The organism is Mycolicibacterium sp. XJ870 (assembly GCF_053483975.1).
In genome coordinates this window covers 170,335-186,520 of the sequence record NZ_JBEFTI010000010.1, presented here as the reverse complement: position 1 = coordinate 186,520, position 16,186 = coordinate 170,335, and the positions used below count along the sequence as shown (strand labels likewise).

17 protein-coding genes and 1 pseudogene are annotated in these 16,186 nt (G+C 63.6%); 14 read left to right on the top strand and 4 right to left on the bottom strand.

Annotated elements, in window-relative coordinates; translation table 11 throughout:
* Nucleotide 1 precedes the first annotated feature (1 nt).
* The gene (locus ABQF30_RS26865; RefSeq protein ID WP_448469571.1) at nucleotides 2–766 is read left to right on the top strand and encodes an enoyl-CoA hydratase/isomerase family protein; all 765 of its coding nucleotides are present in this window, start codon (nucleotides 2–4) and stop codon (nucleotides 764–766) included.
* Between the two features lie 261 nt (nucleotides 767–1,027).
* Here the strand turns inward: ABQF30_RS26865 and ABQF30_RS26860 are convergent, their stop codons facing one another.
* A complete protein-coding gene (locus ABQF30_RS26860) occupies nucleotides 1,028–1,786 on the bottom strand; it encodes an SDR family NAD(P)-dependent oxidoreductase (protein WP_448469569.1) in 759 nt (252 codons plus the stop codon).
* A gap of 79 nt (nucleotides 1,787–1,865) precedes the next feature.
* Nucleotides 1,866–2,630 (bottom strand): SDR family NAD(P)-dependent oxidoreductase, encoded by a 765-nt coding sequence (locus ABQF30_RS26855; protein WP_448469567.1) that lies wholly within the window; start codon nucleotides 2,628–2,630, stop codon nucleotides 1,866–1,868.
* A 245-nt stretch (nucleotides 2,631–2,875) separates the two neighbouring features.
* On the opposite strand from ABQF30_RS26855, the gene meaB reads away from it, so the two are divergent.
* Nucleotides 2,876–3,703: a methylmalonyl Co-A mutase-associated GTPase MeaB gene (gene meaB, locus ABQF30_RS26850; RefSeq protein WP_448469700.1), complete on the top strand. Its 828-nt coding sequence runs from the start codon at nucleotides 2,876–2,878 to the stop codon at nucleotides 3,701–3,703.
* On the opposite strand, the gene ABQF30_RS26845 is transcribed toward meaB, so the two are convergent.
* Both ABQF30_RS26845 and ABQF30_RS26840 read right to left on the bottom strand, forming a co-directional pair.
* Nucleotides 3,692–4,258, bottom strand: coding sequence for a TetR/AcrR family transcriptional regulator (locus tag ABQF30_RS26845; protein ID WP_448469565.1), 567 nt, complete (start codon nucleotides 4,256–4,258; stop codon nucleotides 3,692–3,694). The two genes, meaB and ABQF30_RS26845, sit on opposite strands and share 12 nt — an antisense overlap.
* Nucleotides 4,259–4,288: 30 nt before the next feature.
* Nucleotides 4,289–4,933, bottom strand: a complete 645-nt coding sequence (locus tag ABQF30_RS26840; RefSeq protein WP_448469563.1) for a TetR/AcrR family transcriptional regulator — start codon at nucleotides 4,931–4,933, stop codon at nucleotides 4,289–4,291.
* A gap of 142 nt (nucleotides 4,934–5,075) precedes the next feature.
* Here ABQF30_RS26840 and ABQF30_RS26835 point away from each other — a divergent pair, with 142 nt between their 5' ends.
* The 12 genes and pseudogenes from ABQF30_RS26835 (at nucleotide 5,076) to ABQF30_RS26780 (ending at nucleotide 16,140) form a co-directional block, all read left to right on the top strand.
* Complete coding sequence (locus ABQF30_RS26835) at nucleotides 5,076–6,437, top strand: amidohydrolase family protein (protein WP_448469560.1); 1,362 nt, start codon at nucleotides 5,076–5,078, stop codon at nucleotides 6,435–6,437.
* Nucleotides 6,438–6,512: 75 nt separating this feature from the next.
* Nucleotides 6,513–7,328 carry a phytanoyl-CoA dioxygenase family protein gene (locus tag ABQF30_RS26830; RefSeq protein ID WP_448469558.1) on the top strand — a complete coding sequence of 272 codons (816 nt, stop codon included), beginning with the start codon at nucleotides 6,513–6,515 and terminating at the stop codon, nucleotides 7,326–7,328.
* A 24-nt stretch (nucleotides 7,329–7,352) separates the two neighbouring features.
* Complete coding sequence (locus ABQF30_RS26825; protein WP_448469556.1) at nucleotides 7,353–7,877, top strand: VOC family protein; 525 nt, start codon at nucleotides 7,353–7,355, stop codon at nucleotides 7,875–7,877.
* Nucleotides 7,849–9,435 (top strand): annotated as a pseudogene (locus tag ABQF30_RS26820) (class I adenylate-forming enzyme family protein); the annotation flags it as partial. The gene ABQF30_RS26825 and the pseudogene ABQF30_RS26820, both read left to right, overlap by 29 nt.
* A gap of 108 nt (nucleotides 9,436–9,543) precedes the next feature.
* Nucleotides 9,544–10,536: an enoyl-CoA hydratase/isomerase family protein gene (locus ABQF30_RS26815; RefSeq protein ID WP_448469698.1), complete on the top strand. Its 993-nt coding sequence runs from the start codon at nucleotides 9,544–9,546 to the stop codon at nucleotides 10,534–10,536.
* Between the two features lie 30 nt (nucleotides 10,537–10,566).
* Nucleotides 10,567–11,880, top strand: coding sequence for an amidohydrolase family protein (locus tag ABQF30_RS26810; protein ID WP_448469554.1), 1,314 nt, complete (start codon nucleotides 10,567–10,569; stop codon nucleotides 11,878–11,880).
* A gap of 33 nt (nucleotides 11,881–11,913) precedes the next feature.
* On the top strand, nucleotides 11,914–12,666 hold the full coding sequence (locus ABQF30_RS26805; RefSeq protein WP_448469552.1) for an SDR family oxidoreductase: 753 nt from the start codon (nucleotides 11,914–11,916) through the stop codon (nucleotides 12,664–12,666).
* A 32-nt stretch (nucleotides 12,667–12,698) separates the two neighbouring features.
* The gene (locus ABQF30_RS26800) at nucleotides 12,699–13,265 is read left to right on the top strand and encodes a carboxymuconolactone decarboxylase family protein (protein WP_448469550.1); all 567 of its coding nucleotides are present in this window, start codon (nucleotides 12,699–12,701) and stop codon (nucleotides 13,263–13,265) included.
* A gap of 125 nt (nucleotides 13,266–13,390) precedes the next feature.
* Nucleotides 13,391–14,593 carry a cytochrome P450 gene (locus tag ABQF30_RS26795; RefSeq protein WP_448469548.1) on the top strand — a complete coding sequence of 401 codons (1,203 nt, stop codon included), beginning with the start codon at nucleotides 13,391–13,393 and terminating at the stop codon, nucleotides 14,591–14,593.
* Nucleotides 14,594–14,627: 34 nt separating this feature from the next.
* Nucleotides 14,628–14,984 carry a limonene-1,2-epoxide hydrolase family protein gene (locus ABQF30_RS26790; RefSeq protein WP_448469546.1) on the top strand — a complete coding sequence of 119 codons (357 nt, stop codon included), beginning with the start codon at nucleotides 14,628–14,630 and terminating at the stop codon, nucleotides 14,982–14,984.
* A gap of 246 nt (nucleotides 14,985–15,230) precedes the next feature.
* On the top strand, nucleotides 15,231–15,707 hold the full coding sequence (locus ABQF30_RS26785; protein ID WP_448469545.1) for a hypothetical protein: 477 nt from the start codon (nucleotides 15,231–15,233) through the stop codon (nucleotides 15,705–15,707).
* 22 nt (nucleotides 15,708–15,729) lie between these two features.
* Entirely contained in the window at nucleotides 15,730–16,140 is a 411-nt protein-coding gene (locus ABQF30_RS26780; protein ID WP_448469543.1) for an SRPBCC family protein, read from the top strand.
* The last annotated feature ends 46 nt before the right edge of the window (nucleotides 16,141–16,186 follow it).

Here is a 16,186-nt window from a genome sequence, read left to right as displayed (position 1 = left end):
GATGTACGGAATGCCAGACGAAATCGATGTGCAGGCCGATGGCGGCCTGCGCATCATCACGCTCAACCGGCCCGATGCGTTGAACGCAGTGAACGACAACTTGCACGTCGGGCTCGCGAAGATCTGGGAAGAACTCAACGAGGATGCCGACGCGCGTGCCGCGGTCATCACCGGTGCGGGCCGGGCGTTCTCGGCCGGCGGCGACTTCAACTACCTCGATGAACTGCGACGCGACGAGGCTTTGCGGCAGAAGACGATCAAGCACGGGCGCGACCTCGTCATCGGGATGGTGCGCTGCCGCATCCCGGTGGTCGCCGCGGTCAATGGTCCTGCGGTCGGGCTCGGCTGCAGCCTGGCTGCGCTGTCCGACATCGTCTACATGGCCGAGACGGCGCACTTCGCGGACCCGCACGTGCAGATCGGCCTGGTGGCCGCCGATGGTGGTCCGCTGGTCTGGGGTTCGCAGATCAGCCTGTTGCAGGCCAAGGAGTTCGCGCTCACCGGGGTTCGGATAAAGGCCGCGCGGGCAGTGGAACTCGGGCTGGCCAACCATGTGGTCGCCGATCCGTTGGCCGAGGCCATGGCGTGTGCGAAGAAGCTCATGGAGCTGCCGAAGCAGGCGGTCGAGGCCACCAAGCGGTTGATGAACATCCAGCTCGAGCAGCAGGTGATGGCATCGCTGGACTACGCCAACCTCGCGGAGTACGTATCGTTCGGCACCGCTGATTTCAACAAGATCGTGGACGGCCTGATCGCCAAGAGCTGAGTCGTTTCGGCGAGCGTGCGTGTCTGCTGCCCGCCACTCCGTGTCGAGGCAGCATTCCACGCACGCTCGCCGTGGCGCGCAGTGCGGTGACACCGAGATTGCAGCCAGGGACAGAATCGCGGCGGATTTTGTCCCTGGCTTCAATGTCAGTGCGGTGCAGATGTTTTACTGCTCACAGACGTTCAGCACATCACGAATGTGCGTAAACTGCCGACCCGGAACGGCGTGTCGACCAACAGACCCGCACGCTCGCGGTGCTAGTCAGACGGTGAGCGCCTCGGAACGCTGCACGGTGCCGGTGATGCGACTGGCGTCCTGGCGGGCCAGTATCACCGCCGCGCGGGCCATTGCCTCGGGCGGTTCCACCATCTCGGGTGGGATCTGCAGGCCACCGCCGCCGGCCTGCCAGCCTTCGGTGAGCACCACGCGTGACGGGCTCAAGCAGTTGACCGCGATGTTGTCCTCGCGCAGATCGGCCGCCAACCCGAGATAGAGCCGTTCGGCGGCAGCCTTGGACACCCAGTAAGCGTTGGCGCCGTGCTCGACCATGTCGACACCGGTCGTGGTGATCGCAATGAGCGATCCGCCGCCGCGGGCCCGCACGTGGGGGATGACGGCTTTGGTCACCAGAAACACCCCGGTGAGGTTGACGTCGAGACACAGCTGCCAGCGTTTGAGCGGCGTGGTCTCGATCGGTCCGAGCCACAGCACCCCGGCGTTGGCCACCAGGATGTCGATGCCGCCGAACTTCGAAACAACCGTGGCGACAGCGTTGTTCACTGAGTTCTCGTCGGTGACGTCGCACGCGACCGGTAATGCGCGACCGCCGGCGTCATTGATGGCCGCCGCCACCGAGCCGATCGTGCCGGGCAGCTTGCCCGGTTGTTCGGAGCGGGCCGCAACCGCGACCGCCGCCCCCTCGGCGGCCAACGCGGCAGCGACCGTCGCGCCGATGCCACGACTGGCACCGGCGACGAACGCGACCTTCCCAGCAAGCGTCGGCACTTCACGCACACTCATCAGGTGCCGAGCGTGCGTGCGCTGTTGGCAAATACCCGCGCGCCGACCCGCAGACACGCACGCTCGCGGTGTGAGGTGGTCACTTGGGCGGGAACCGCAGCGCCCCGTCGAGGCGGATGACCTCGCCGTTGAGGTAGTCGTTCTCGACGATGCTCTGCGCCAGTTGGGCGTATTCGACAGAACGGCCCATGCGCTTCGGGAACGGCACCTGGGGGCCCCAGTACTGCTCCAACTGGTCGGCGGCTTTGCCGTATGCCGGGGTGTTGATGGTGCCGGGTGCGATGGTGACGACCCGGATGCCCAGCGGCGAAAGATCGCGGGCCGCAACGAGAGTCATGCCCAGCACACCGCCCTTGGCCGCCGAGTACGGCAACTGGCCGATCTGCCCTTCGTACCCGGCGATCGACGCCGTGTTGATGATGACCCCGCGGCCACCCTCCTCCAGCGGATCGGTCTTGGCAATCGCGGCGGCCGACAGCCGCATCACGTTGAACACTGCGGTGAGGTAGAACTCGACGGTCTTCTTGAAGCCGTCGAGGCTCAGCGGTGACCCGTCCTTGCCGACCAGCCGGCCACCACTGGCCGGACCACCGTGAGTGTCGACCGAAATCCGGAGCGGACCCAACGATTCCGCTTCGGCGATCGCGGCGAGCACCGATTCCTCGGAAGTGGCGTCGGTGCGCACGTAGCGGATGCCGAGCTCCTTCTCGAGTTCGGCGCCCTTCTCGTCGGCGACATCGGCGACAATCACCTTGGCGCCGGCGTCGTGCAAGCGGCGGACGGTCGCCTCACCCAGGCCACCCGCGCCGCCTACGACGAGCGCGGAGCTACCGGCGATTTGCATATGGTTCCCCTTCTTGCAACTGAGACTCTCTAACTGAGAGAATAACATTCTCATACCGGGTGAACCAGGGAGAAGTCAATGCCGAAAGCCGTCATCGGTGTCTGCGCTGCGCGCACCTATCGGCACGGCCAACAAGGGCGCGCTCCGCTACCCGGAGCTCATCGCGGTGTCGGCACCTTAGGCTCATCGACGTGACCAGCTCAAACAACATCGAAGAGCTCATCACGGCGGCACGTGACGGCTCGATGCGCGCGGCCGGGCGGTTGCTGAGCCTCGTCGAAAGTGACCGTCGCGCCGAGGTTCTGGCGGTGCTCCCGCCGGCAGCGCCCCGTGTCATCGGAGTGACCGGTCCGCCCGGGGCCGGGAAGTCGACGACGGTCGGGGCGATGGTGGGCGCCTACCGTGAACGCGGCCTGCGGGTAGCGGTGCTGGCGGTCGACCCCTCCTCGCCGTACAGCGGCGGCGCACTGCTCGGCGACCGTATCCGGATGGCCGCCCATATCAACGATCCCGACGTACTGATCCGCTCGGTGGCCACCCGCGGACATCTGGGTGGGCTGGCCGCGGCGGTGCCTGCCGCGATCCGGTTGCTCGCGGCGCTGTCCTACGACCTGATCGTGTTGGAGACCGTCGGTGTGGGGCAGTCGGAGATCGAGATCGCCGCAATCGCCGACCCGACCGTGGTGATCCTCAATCCCGGGGCAGGGGACGCCGTGCAGGCCGCGAAGGCGGGTCTGCTCGAGGTCGCCGATCTGGTGGTGGTCAACAAGGCCGACCGCGACGGCGCCGATCAAACTGTCCGCGACCTGCGAGCAGAGACCAGCGTTCCCGTGCTCAAACTTGTTGCGGCACAAGGGGATGGCCTGGCAGAACTGGTCGAGGCCGTTGACGCCCACCACCGCGCCGACACTGCTGAGCACCGCACGGCGCGAGCCCGCAGCCAGATCCTCTCGCTGGCGCAGACGTTGCTGCGTAATCACGCCGAGCTGGACCGGTTGGCCGCGTCGGTCGCCGACGGCACCAGCGACGCTTACACCGCCGCCGAGCAGTTGTTCGTCGGCTCAGCCGGGTGAATCGGGGAGGCCCAGGATTCGTCGCATTGTCTGCAGCAGTTCGGCACGCAGGGTGTCGTCGTCGATGTCGGCCACCAACGGGTGCATGACCGCGACGCCGATGACGCCGGACAGCATCGCCGCGTGGACGCGAGCAGTACTGCCCTGCTGATCACCGAGCATCGCCGCGTAGAGCCGGTCGATGAACTGCTGGAATGGTTCGTGCTCGGCCAGCAGTCGCACCACGACCGGGTCGAATTGCAGTGTGCTGGCCGCGCGGCGACGTTCCACAGCGATCTCGATCACGCGGGTGAGCAGAACCTCGCGCGCCCGGGTTGGCGATCCCTCCGCCTCGGCGGCCTCGAGTGCTTCCTCGAGCTGGCCGAGTTCGCGCTCGGTCAACGCGATGACGATCGCTTCCTTGGTCTTGAACTGGTGGTAGACGGCGGCTTTGGTGACCCCGATCGCGTCGGCGATCATCTGCAGCGAGGTTCCACCGACCCCGTGCTCGGCGATCAGCTCAAGCGCCGCATCGAGGATGCGGGTTTGCGCGGCGCTGCGGGGAGTCCAGAGCACGACACGACAGTAGCCGACGGGCTACGCGGATCAGGCTTCTGCGGCCGCCCGGTTGACAGTGAGCATTGATTGGGCGTGGTTGAGGATGCGGCTGCGTGCGCGCGGTCGGGCGATGGTGAGCAAGCAGATGTCGAACGCGTGTAGTGCGCCGGCGCGTAGCCCCTCCGCGGTGATGTCACCGGCAGTCCATTGACGTTGGAGGTGGAACAGAACCATGGCGGCGTGGTCGGCGAGGATGTCGGGGTCGATGTCGTCGCGCAGCGCTCCGCGTCGCGTGGCGGCTTTGATCTCGGTGAGGATGAGTTCCCAGCCGCTCCAGCGGAGATTGACTTGGTCGAGGAGCCGGTCGTCCATGAGGACGGCGCGGACGACGGCTTTGGGGATGTCGGCGACCACTTTGTCGATGGAGATGGTGATGGCTTCCCAAATCCGTTCGATCGGGTCGGTTGCCGAGAGTTGGTGTACCGCAACGTCCATGGAGTCCAGTGAGCGCTGGACGAGCGCGGTCAGTAGGCCTTCTTTGTCGCCGAAGTGGTTGTAGAGGGTGCGAACACTGACCCCCGCCTCGTCGGCGAGGCGACGCATGGACAGCTGTTCGACTCCGTGTTGCTCGACGAAGTCCCGTGCCGAATCGAGTACGTGCGTGCGCGTTCGCTGAAGGGCGCGTGAGGCCATGGGGTCACTGTACCCAGTTATGCCACGGTGAGCGATATTTGCCACGACGGTTCAAAGGTATAACACTGTTGCAGTTTGAGTGCCGTTGTGCTTAGCATCACATCGCCCCATCGGACGATCTCGAAACTTGCGAGGGATAAGCATGATGCAGCCAAAGGCTGGTTCCGGTACCAATGCGGGGGAGCCCTACATCGTGGTCTCGACCGACAGCCATGTCGGGCCGTCGCTCAAGAACCAGTTGCGGCAGTACTGCGAGCCGAAATACCTCGACGCCTTCGACGAGTTCACCGCCGAGATGGAGAAACATGGCATGTTCTCGCTGCGGTCGTCCAAAGCCGGCGACAAGGACTCTGACGAGAACTGGTCGCTAGACCAATCGCAGGCAGAGGAATTCGCGAAGACCGCCGGTATCCGTAACCCGGAACAGATGGATCTGGGCTTCCTCAATCGAAGCTACGAGCACAGCTTTGTCCCTGGACTCCAGGACCCGGCCGCTCGACTGTCGGATATGGACGAACAGGGCGTTGCGGCTTCGGTGATCTATCACGGCGGCCTCAACGGGGAGTCGATTCCATTCTCGACCACGGGTCTGATCAGCTGGGGCGACTCGAAATACGACCGCCTGGAGGATCTCGGGGTCCGCATTTACAACCGGTGGTTGTCCGATTTCGTGTCAACAGCCCCGGAGCGTAGCGCCGGCATCGCGCACATTCCGATCTCGGATCCGGCCGCCTGTGTCCGGGAGGTTTACTGGGCGGCGGAGGCAGGGTTGAAAGGCATCAACCTGCCTGCCCCGCGCAACGACTTCCCGATGTTGAACGACCCTGTGTGGGAGCCGCTTTGGTCGGCTTGTGAGGAAACGGGGATGACTCTCAACACCCACGGTGGCGGAGGCGAGCATTACCCGTACCAGGGCGACGGCGCGCAGGCGATGTACATGATGGAGACGCTGTTCCGGACTCGTCGCGGCGTATGGGTGATGATCCTCGGCGGCGTGTTCGAGCGCCATCCCAAGCTCAAGCTGGTGCTCACCGAGCAGTGGATGGACTGGGCGCCGACCGTCATGAATGATATGGACGGGCTTTACCATTCGCGAACCGGGGAGTGGGTACGTGCGGCACTGTCGATGCCGCCGTCGGAGTACTTCAAACGCAACTGCTACGTCGGTGCGAGCTTCATGTCCAACTGGGAGGCGAAGCTGGGAGTCGATGAGAACCTCACCGACAAAGTCATGTGGGGCGACGACTATCCGCACGCCGAAGGAACCTGGCCGGACACCAGGGAGGCTATCCGGTTCACGTTCAACGACATTGACCCGCAGCATGTCCGAAAGTACATCGGGGGAAACGCAATCGACGTGTACGGATTCGATCGCGCAAAACTCGCCGAGGTGGCTGCAAAGATCGGCCCGACGGTCGACGAGGTGGCAACGCCGTACGCGGTTCCCGAGGATGCCGTCGTGGGGCTCTATGCATTCCGTACCGGCCCCGGCCGCTTCATCTAGCCAATCTGTTGATCAACGACGAGGAGCACTGAGATCGTGGGAGAACCAACGGCTTTGAAGTCACCATGTCGGACGGTGACCACCGAGGAAGTCGACCATCTGCATGAATTCGGCTGGGTGCAGCTGAAAGCCTTCGTGGACCCTGACGTTGTGCGCAAGGTGCTTGCGATCGCGCGCGACAAGATGGGCGACGACGCGGACAGTAATCCGGTGCAGCCCGGCGCCGCGACTGAGGCCGACGGTGCCGAGCAAGGCGGTTTGGCCTACTTCAACGTCGAGCAGAGCGCCGGGCTGACGGATCCGGTGATGCGACCGCTGATCGACGAAGTGGGTAAGAACGCGAGCATGCTGCAACGGCGCCGTGCGGCCGACGGCTCGGTCGTGGGTACGCGGTACTACACCGACTTCTTTGCGCCAAAACTACCCAGCACCAAGGCTGCTCGCCACGGTGGCAACGGCCCGACCGCCTTCCACCAAGATTTCATCACCTTCTCAGTGGACCGGTCCGGTGGGATGACGTTCTGGTTTCCGTTGGAGGCGTACGGACCCGAAGCCGGAACCATGTCGTTCGTGAACACATCGCACCGAGCCGGGGTGCTGGGCGACTACACCACCTACGGTGGCGGCGATGCGCTCGATGCTTTCCCGGAGCTTCGCGACCTGGAGATGAGTCACCAGCTGAACTACGAACTCGGTGATATCTCGGTGCACACTCACCTGACGATCCACGGCGCGGGCGCGAATATGATGGACCGTCCCCGTTGGGCTTACCTCCTTGTCACTCAGCCGGCCGACGTGTGTTGGAACGGTTCTGTCACCCCGAATTTCGATTCCACTCGCATGGCGCAGTGGCAGCCACTCGATGACGAGCGCTTCCCGCTGATCGGCTGAACCAGAACCAAGGAGAACAGAATCATGGTGCCGTTCCCGAACCGAAACTTCATGCAGATGTGCTGGGTGGTTCCCGACCTCAAGGGCGCCATCGATTCCTGGGTGCACAACGCCGGTGTCGGACCGTTCTTCTGGTTCGATGGGGTCGATTTCACCGATGGGAGACACCGGGGAGCGCCGGCAGACTTCCCGAAGGTTCAGGCCGCCATCGCCTACGCCGGTGACGTGCAGATCGAACTGGTCTGCCAGGACAACGACGAGCCAGGGGTCTTCCGAGATCTCTTTCCTTCCGGCAAATACGGGCTGCACCACATGGCGTTGTACTGCAACGACTATGTGGCCGAACGCGATGCCTACATCGAGGCGGGCGCGCAGCTGGCGTTTGAGGGCAAGTTCGAGGGGGTCCGCACGAGCTGGGTCGACACCTCTTCCACGCTCGGCTTCATGGTCGAACTTCTCGAACCCAGCGCGCAGCGGGACGCAGGGTTCGCCGCTATGCGTGCAGCGGCCGAAAAGTGGGATGGCAGTGACCCAGTTGTCTCCTTCTGACATGGCAGGAGCCGAGCCGGCATCGACGTTCGCGCCGCTGCTCGCGCAGATCGTCGCCGAGCGGGCAGACCACGAGGCCCTGATCGTGCCCGAAGAAACGCTGACCTACCGGGAACTCGATGCGCGCAGCGCACAGATGGCCCGGGCGTTGTTGGCGGTCGGAGCCGGAAAAGGGACCCGGATCTGCCTGTTGGCGCCCGACAGTGCCCTGTGGCTGACGGTCTTCTATGCGGCCTTGCGTATCGGGGCGCTCGTCACCCCGATCAGTACTCTGGCGACGCCCAACGAGCTGTCGCACATCGTCCGCACGAGTGATGCACAAATCCTGATCGGAGCACGTCGCTTCCTGCGGAATGACTACGGCGAGAAACTCACCGGGGCGTTACCCGGACTCAGTTCTGGTCGCGCGGAGGCACTTCGGGTCCTCGACGCGCCGCATCTGCGGTCCATCTGGCTCGACGATGCGGCCGGCCTGCCATGGGCCCGGCCGGTTGAGGAGTTACTGGCGCGGGCCGACGCCGCCGACGCACCAGATGCCACCGTGCTCGCCGCGGTCGAGCGGCAGGTCGTTCCGGGTGACGAGGCGTTCGTGGTCTACACCTCCGGAAGCACCGCCACTCCGAAGGCGGTCGTGCACAGCCAGTGGGCGGTGGCGCGCCAGCCGCCGGTACTGGCGACATTCTTCGATCTCACGAGCGACCACCGGACCTTGTGCCTGCTGCCGGCGTTCTGGATGGGCGGCGTCATGACCGCCCTACAGGTGCTCAGCACCGGTGGGACGCTGGTGTATCCGGCGACTCCGGAAATCGACGAGGTGCTCGACACGATCGAGCGGTGTGACGTCACGAATGTCGTGGTGTGGCATTTGTCGGTCAAGTTGCGGACGGCTGCGGCCGAGCGCGGCGTCAACCTCGACGACGTCCGGGTCACCGGGGCCCCGCTACGCGGCGCGGACGGGGAGTTCATTCCACCGCAGTTGCAGACCGACATGCTGGGCATGTCCGAAACCTTCGGGCCGCACAGTGCCGAGCCGATCAATCAGCGCCTGCCCGAAGCGAAGTCGGGTGCGGCCGGACGTGCCGTGAACGGCATCGAACGCCGCGTGGTCGACCCCGAAACCGGCGTCGAGGTCCCGGCAGGCGAGGTAGGAGAGCTGTACCTGCGCGGGGGCGCGCTGATGAGCGGGTTCTACAAGGTGGACCATCGCCAGGTGTTCACCGCGGACGGCTTCTACCCGACGAAGGATCTGGTGCGGATCGACGCCGACGGCTATCTGTTCTTTGTCGGTCGGACCGGCGACATGATCAAGACGAACTCCGCGAACGTGTCCCGCCTGGAGGTCGAGGCGGCTCTGAACCAGCTTCCTGATGTGGAACAGGCGTTCGTCGCGGGACTGCCGGACTCCGAGCTCGGCGAAATCGTCGCCGCCGCAGTCGTACCGGCGCGCGGAGCCGATCCGACCGAGAGCGGTATCAAAGCCGCGGTACGCGAGACTCTTTCGGTGTTCAAGGTGCCTCGCCACATCGTGTTCGTCTCGCAGGATTCGGTGCCGAGAACTTCGACGGGAAAGGTCAGGCTGTTCGATCTCGGTGAGCTGATCGCGTCGCGAATCGAACCGTCCCGCGAGTATGTGAAACCGGCTGCAGCCGAGGGAATCGCGGCCGCAGTGAACACCGGTGAGAAGCGAGAACCTTCGGCGGCGAACAAGTCTCGGCCCAAGGCCGAGGAGATCGTGCTCTATGCCAAGGATCCGAAGACCAAGATCGCAACGATCACCCTCGACCGCGCCGACGAACTCAATGCGATGACCACCGATGCCCAACAGCGCTACGCGGACCTCGTGCATCAAGCGAGCGTTGACGACGATGTGAAGGTCTTGGTCATTCGGGCGAACGGACCGAACCTGGGCAGTGGTGCAGACCTTCCCGAGCTGTTGGACATCATGGCCGACCAGGGTGACGTCACGATGAACCACACCGTGCGCGTTCCCGACGATGCCGACGTGGTGTACCCGCCGCAGGGGTCCTATCGCCATCGCGCAACGCACGTTCAGTTCTATACCGACCCGGCCGCGGGAATGCGTTGCCTGCAGGATTTCAAGAAGATCAGCATTCTCGAGGTCCGCGGGTACTGCTATGGCTGGCACTTCTACCAGGCTGCCGACGCCGACATCGTGGTCGCGTCCGAGGATTCGCTGTTCGGCCACGCCGCGTGGCGTTACGCCGGGTTTGCGGCGCGGCAATGGCAGTGGGCCACGACGATGGGCGTGCGCAGATTCATGGAGATGGTGTTCACCGGGCGTCCCTTCACCGCCAAGGAAATGTATGACTGCGACTTCGTCAACGCGGTGGTGCCTTTCGACGAGCTCGAGGCGATGACGGCGAAGTATGCGCTCGCTTGCTCGCGCACCCGGCCCACTGACACGGTCTTCGTTCAGAAGACGTTCTTCGAGATCTTCAAGCAGCACCAGGGCGAATACATGGGCAGCATCCTGACCGGCTTGCTCGAATCGACGCTTGACCAGTTGCAGCCCGACCCCACATCGTTCGAGCTCGACGAGAAGACGCGCGACCGCGGTCTGACGAACGCCGTCCGTGACAACGATGAGCAGTTTCCGCCCGACTGGCGTCTGAGCCGGCGCGGTCGAGCGGGCGGGTAGCTCCCCAAACTTCAACGAAAGGACTCTCAAATGCTGGTTCTCGCCAATGCCAGGGTTTTCGATGGTCGCAACATGCTGTCCGGCAGCCACACGGTGACCGTTGAAGGGAATCGGATCGTCGCCATCGACCCGCACGCGGGGCCGGTGCCCGAAGGGGCTGTCGATGTCGGCGGAATGACGTTGCTGCCCGGGCTGATCACATCTCATCTGCACCCCGACTTCTACAAGTTCAGCATCGCCATCGCCGCGACCGAACGGCCCGGAAAGGAGCTGCCTCCCGGTGTCATGATGGCGATCGGTGTGCGTACCTGCCGGGTGCTGCTGGAGAGTGGGTTCACCGGCTACTCCGGGGCATCCTGCGCGCACGATATCGATGCCCAGCTCAAGATGGCGATCGCCGATGACATCATCCCCGGCCCCCGGATCCGTGCGTGCGGGCACCACCTCGGCACCACGGGCGATATGAACAACAGCGGGCGTTGGTGGAAGCGGTACGAGACACCGGGAACCGACGTCTGCGCCGACGGCCCCGAAGCCATGCGTTCGCTGGTTCGGGAAGAGATCAATCGGGGCGTCGAGACGATCAAGATCTTCGCCAGTGCCGGCCACGGTCAGCTGCATCGCACGACGCGCAACATGTCTCGCGACGAAATCGCGGCGATCATCAACACCGCTCATGAACGGGGCGCGAAGGTACGCGCTCACGTTTCGGACAAGGCGATGATGATGGAGTGCATCGAGCTCGGACTCGACCTGATCGACCATGGCGACGAGATCGACGAGGAAGTCATCGCGGCGATGGTGGAGGCGGGAACTTTCTGGGTGCCCAGCCTCATCTACCCGTGGAGCCTGCTCGAACTGGGTTACGCAGCTGAATTCGGTGTGACGCGAGAGCAATACGACCACACGCGCGCCATGCTGCCGGTCGCGCAGGCGGCTGGGGTTCGGATCCTGATCGGCGACGACTACAGCGGCATCTTCCGCGACCTGCTCGACGACGACCCGCTCGACCACCAGGTCGGCAACTATGGTCGCGAGTTCGCCTATTACGGAGCGATCGATGGGCTCACCGCAGCCGACGTGCTCAGTTGGGGCACCTGCAACGCCGGCCAGTTCCTGGCCGATGAACCGGAGCGGGTCGGTGTGATCGAGCCGGGCGCCATGGCAGATCTCATCGTCGTGAATGGCGACCCTCTCGCCGATCTTTCACTGCTGTCGCGCCCCGCACAGGCACTCAAAGCGGTCATCCGCGACGGCGCGTTCGTCATTGACCGTATGGGTGCCGTTGCCGCCAACGGAAATTCGGAACTCGGCGTCTTGCATCGCGAGCTTGCGCTTCGATAACGGGGAATCCCGAGAACCAACAGATGAGGAGCCATGACAACAAACGTGCGACGAGGTGTGGCCTTGGTGACCGGTGCCGGCTCCGGCATCGGCCGGGCCGCGGCAGGGGAGTTCATTCGGCGGGGATACACGACGGCGCTCGTGGACATGGACAAGGAGGCAGGCCCCGAGGCCGAGGCTGAACTTCGCGAATTCGGCGAATGCGCCTTCTTCCCTTGCGACGTCACCGACGATGCGGCGGTAGGCGAGACCGTCTCGCTGATCGTGCAACGGTACGGACGTCTCGACGCGGCCTTCAATGCGGCCGGCATCGACGGCGAGCATGGCAAGAACACGGCGGAGGGCAGCCTGGAGAACTGGAACCGGGTGATCGCCGTGGATCTGACGGGCACGTGGTCGTGCATGCGATACGAGATTCCGGCGATCATCTCTTCCGGCGGTGGCTCGATCGTGAACTGCGCATCGGTAGCGGGATTGCGGGCCGCTCCCACCGTCTCGGCTTACACGGCCGCCAAACACGGCGTGATCGGGCTGACGCGGGTGGCTGCGAAAGAGTATGGCCGCGACGGAGTGCGGATCAACGCGGTCTGCCCCGGCACGGTCGACACACCCATGTTCCGGCAGTCGATGTCGCCCGAGATCATCGAACAGCTCGTGTCGGCCAACCCCGTCGGTCGAGTGGCAGAGCCGAACGAGATCGCCGCGGTCGCGGTGTGGCTGTGCGACGAAGCCCCCGGCTTCCTCACGGGGGAGACGATCACCGTCGATGGCGGCCTCTGTGCGTGATGAGTCACCCCTCAACTGTTTCAAGGAGAGCCATGTCCCCGAGCCCCGCGCCGTCGTTCCCACGCATCGCGCCGATCGAGTCGGACGCCCTCACCGATGAGCAAAGATCGCAGATGCACGGCTGGGACGCCTTGCGTTTCAACCGCGTCATGATGCGCAGCCCCAGCCTGTTCGACGTCATCCTCCCGTTGATCACCAAAACGGTCGCTCAATCGGAACTGCCGCCGCACGACCGGCAAGTCCTGATCTTGCGGACTTGCGCCCTCACCGGCGAGGTTTACGAAGCGGCCCACCACGTGCTGATCTCGCATGCCGCAGGATTGTCCGACGATGAGATCACGGCGGCCCGTACGGGGGTCGGCTTGTCTCCGCTTCATCAGTTGCTTTCGCGCACCGCAGAAGAACTCGTCAAGGACTTCACGGTCAGTGACCAAACGTGGGTGGCGTTGGCTGAGCACTACTCTGCGACCGAACTGATGGAGATCGTCGGACTGGTCGGCTCCTACACCACGATGGCAATGCTCACGAGGTCACTCGGTATCCAGCTTGAAGACGAGGAAACCATGAAGACGTTCATCGAGCTCCGGCAATACGTTTGAGCGCAAAGGGGCAACCATGACAGATATGAAGCTGCGGACGGTCTGTTGGCGATGAGTGATGTGAAGATCCACGATGAGCAACACTGCTGCATCGGAGTGAAAGCTGTTCTGAGAGGCGGAATCCTGTGACAGTGGAAAGTGTCAGCGATGTCTGTTATGACCCTTACGACGTTGAGCTGAATCTCAGTCCGTATGAGACGTATACCCGGCTGCGTGAGGAAGCGCCGCTCTATTACAACAGCGAGTACGATTTCTACGCGCTGAGCCGCTTCTCGGATGTCGATAGTGCGTCTGTCGACATCGAAACCTTCAGCTCGGCCCGGGGTGACGTGTTGGAAACCGTCAAGGCCAATATTGACATCCCGCCGGGCTTTATCATTTTCGAGGATCCACCGATCCACGACATCCACCGTAAGCTGCTGTCCCGGATGTTCACCCCGCGCAAGATCAGCGCACTGGAACCCAAGATTCGCGAATTCTGTGCTGAGTGTTTGGATCCTTTCGTCGGTAGCGACCGGTTCGACTTTGTCGCCGACCTGGGCGCTCGGATGCCGATGCGCGTGATCGGCATGTTGTTGGGCATGCCCGACGAGCACCTCGAAGCGGTTCGCAAACGCTGGGACGACAACCTGCGTACCGAGGCCGGTAAACCCATGGAGGTCGCCCCCGAGACGATTGACGCGGGTGAGCTCTTTGCCGAGTACGTCGAGTGGCGAGTTGAACATCCGTCGGACGACATCATCTCTGAGCTGGCCAGTGTCGAGTTCGTCGACGAGTCCGGCACCACTCGACGACTGAGGGGCGATGAACTTCGTGCCTACGCGAGTTTGGTCGTCGGCGCAGGAAATGAAACGACTAATCGACTGATCGGTTGGACGGGCAAGGTTCTGGCCGAGTATCCGGAGCAGCGCCGTCAGCTCGCCGAAGACCACTCATTGATACCCAAGGCGATTGAAGAGCTTGTGCGTTTCGAGCCGTCGGGCCCGAACATGGCCAGGTATGTCACTCGGGATGTCGACTATTACGGACAGACAGTGCCGGCGGGGAGTGTCATGCTGTTGATGCTCGCTGCTGCCAACCGCGATCACCGCCACTTCCCGCCGAACGGTGATGTTTTCGACATCCATCGCCGTTCCCCTCAGCACCTGGGATTCGGTCGCGGTGTGCACTATTGCCTCGGTTCGGCGTTGGCGCGCCTCGAGGGAAGGGTCGCGCTGGAGGAGATCTTGAAACGCTTCCCCGAGTGGGACGTTGATCTCGCCCAAGCCAAGCTGACGTCAACCTCGGCGGTGCGCGGCTGGGAATCCATGCCTGTATTCCTGCGGTAGCGCCTCCCAACGAATAGAAAGGCAGAGTGCCGCGATGGCCCCTGAGGACGTTTTACGCGCGGAGATTGCTGCGTGGGCTACCAACGACGTCGACGAGGTGATGAGTCATTTCGCCGACGACGCCACTTTCGACATCGGTCCTGACTGGCCGAAAGTATCTGGGCGCGAGGCGATCTACGACTTGATGAAAGGGTTCTTCGGTCGTGGAACGGTCGTAGACCTCAAGATTCGCTATCTGGCTGCCGACGGTGACGTTGTTTTGATGGAGCGCTTCGATCACTGGATTATCGAAGGTAAGCCGTTGTCCTGGCCGGTCATGGGTGCCTATCAGGTCCGGGACGGCAAGGTCGTGGCTTGGCGGGAATACTACTGGCCGCCGAACAAGGCCTGAGACGGCATGGTGGATTGCCCCTGCTCGGCACGCCGAGCGGGAGAACCTCTGATGCGTAGAGCGATTCGCCTGTGGCCTCGCCAGGCACTCCAGATCGCCGACTGACGCGTGCGAAGTCAAAGCAGCTCAACTGAAGGGGACGGGAGCGCTGCCCGGTCCGCAGAAATCCGTGTTGGAGATATGCCCCGAGGATCTGGCGGTGCGGAAGTTGTTGGGGCAGAGGAGAGTCTAGAGCGCTATCGACTGATGGTTGTCGCGCCCGACGTCGCCGAGCTCGTGACCGTTGCCGGTGGCTGGCTCTTCGATCGGGCGATGGCCGGCTGGGACGTCACCGCGCTTGTCAACGAAGGTTCCGATGTGCGCCCGTTACGCATTCTCGGTGTTGGTGCGGCGGAACTGGAATCCGTATCGTCCGCGGATGGTCCTGCAATTGCGCCGCGTGCCATCTCTATCGGGGGTCACTACTACTCGAGCGATCCTCGGATGCGCGAACTCATCCGCCGCATTGCGGACGGCGGCGCGACCGAGCTGACCGTATGGGGATGTGTGTGTCCGGCCGACTTGAGTGCGAGCCTGCTTCCGGTGAACTATGAGTCCACGTCTGCGGCGCGGGTGTTCAAGAAGCACGCACTTGCCGCGGTCGGGTGCCTGGATCCAGCGGTCGAACCAAACGAGTCATTCTGGTGTGGTGTCACCGCACTCAAACACATCGACAGCATCTAGCCAATACCCCTGGGAGGTTCATGTGTTCAGTGTTACCGAGAACATCGATATCGCGTCGACACCGGAGGCGGTCTGGTCCCTGGTAGGTGATCCGGCGGCCATCTGCGTTTGGCACCCGGGCGTTGCTACCTCGCCGCTCGTCGACGGCGTGCGTTACTGCACGCTGGCCGATGGGGGAGAGGTCGCCGAGCAGATTGTCGAACACTGCGATCGGCTGCGTTACTACATCTACGCAGTACGGGGCAGCGAGTTCGGAATGGTCGACTATCAATCGCGTATCAATGTGCTCGGTATTGACGGTGGCGGTGCACGGATGGAGTGGACCGGGCAGTTCGACGCCGCCGAGCCGGCGCACGGCGGTCTTATCGCGGAGTCGGTCGCCGCCACCTACCGGGATGGTCTGACCGCGGTGCGGAACCGCTTGGTGTGCTGACCGTTTGGCTCTTTAATACCTTGCAGGACTCGATCCCACCGAACTA

Bases quoted from the DNA above. Each gene is read 5' to 3' on its own strand.
- ABQF30_RS26865 (WP_448469571.1), top strand. From the start codon at position 2: ATGTACGGAATGCCAGACGAAATCGATGTGCAGGCCGATGGCGGCCTG.
- ABQF30_RS26860 (WP_448469569.1), bottom strand. From the start codon at position 1,786: ATGAGTGTGCGTGAAGTGCCGACGCTTGCTGGGAAGGTCGCGTTCGTC.
- ABQF30_RS26855 (WP_448469567.1), bottom strand. From the start codon at position 2,630: ATGCAAATCGCCGGTAGCTCCGCGCTCGTCGTAGGCGGCGCGGGTGGC.
- meaB (WP_448469700.1), top strand. From the start codon at position 2,876: ATGCGCGCGGCCGGGCGGTTGCTGAGCCTCGTCGAAAGTGACCGTCGC.
- ABQF30_RS26840 (WP_448469563.1), bottom strand. From the start codon at position 4,933: ATGGCCTCACGCGCCCTTCAGCGAACGCGCACGCACGTACTCGATTCG.
- ABQF30_RS26835 (WP_448469560.1), top strand. From the start codon at position 5,076: ATGATGCAGCCAAAGGCTGGTTCCGGTACCAATGCGGGGGAGCCCTAC.
- ABQF30_RS26825 (WP_448469556.1), top strand. From the start codon at position 7,353: ATGGTGCCGTTCCCGAACCGAAACTTCATGCAGATGTGCTGGGTGGTT.
- ABQF30_RS26810 (WP_448469554.1), top strand. From the start codon at position 10,567: ATGCTGGTTCTCGCCAATGCCAGGGTTTTCGATGGTCGCAACATGCTG.
- ABQF30_RS26805 (WP_448469552.1), top strand. From the start codon at position 11,914: ATGACAACAAACGTGCGACGAGGTGTGGCCTTGGTGACCGGTGCCGGC.
- ABQF30_RS26800 (WP_448469550.1), top strand. From the start codon at position 12,699: ATGTCCCCGAGCCCCGCGCCGTCGTTCCCACGCATCGCGCCGATCGAG.
- ABQF30_RS26790 (WP_448469546.1), top strand. From the start codon at position 14,628: ATGGCCCCTGAGGACGTTTTACGCGCGGAGATTGCTGCGTGGGCTACC.
- ABQF30_RS26785 (WP_448469545.1), top strand. From the start codon at position 15,231: ATGGTTGTCGCGCCCGACGTCGCCGAGCTCGTGACCGTTGCCGGTGGC.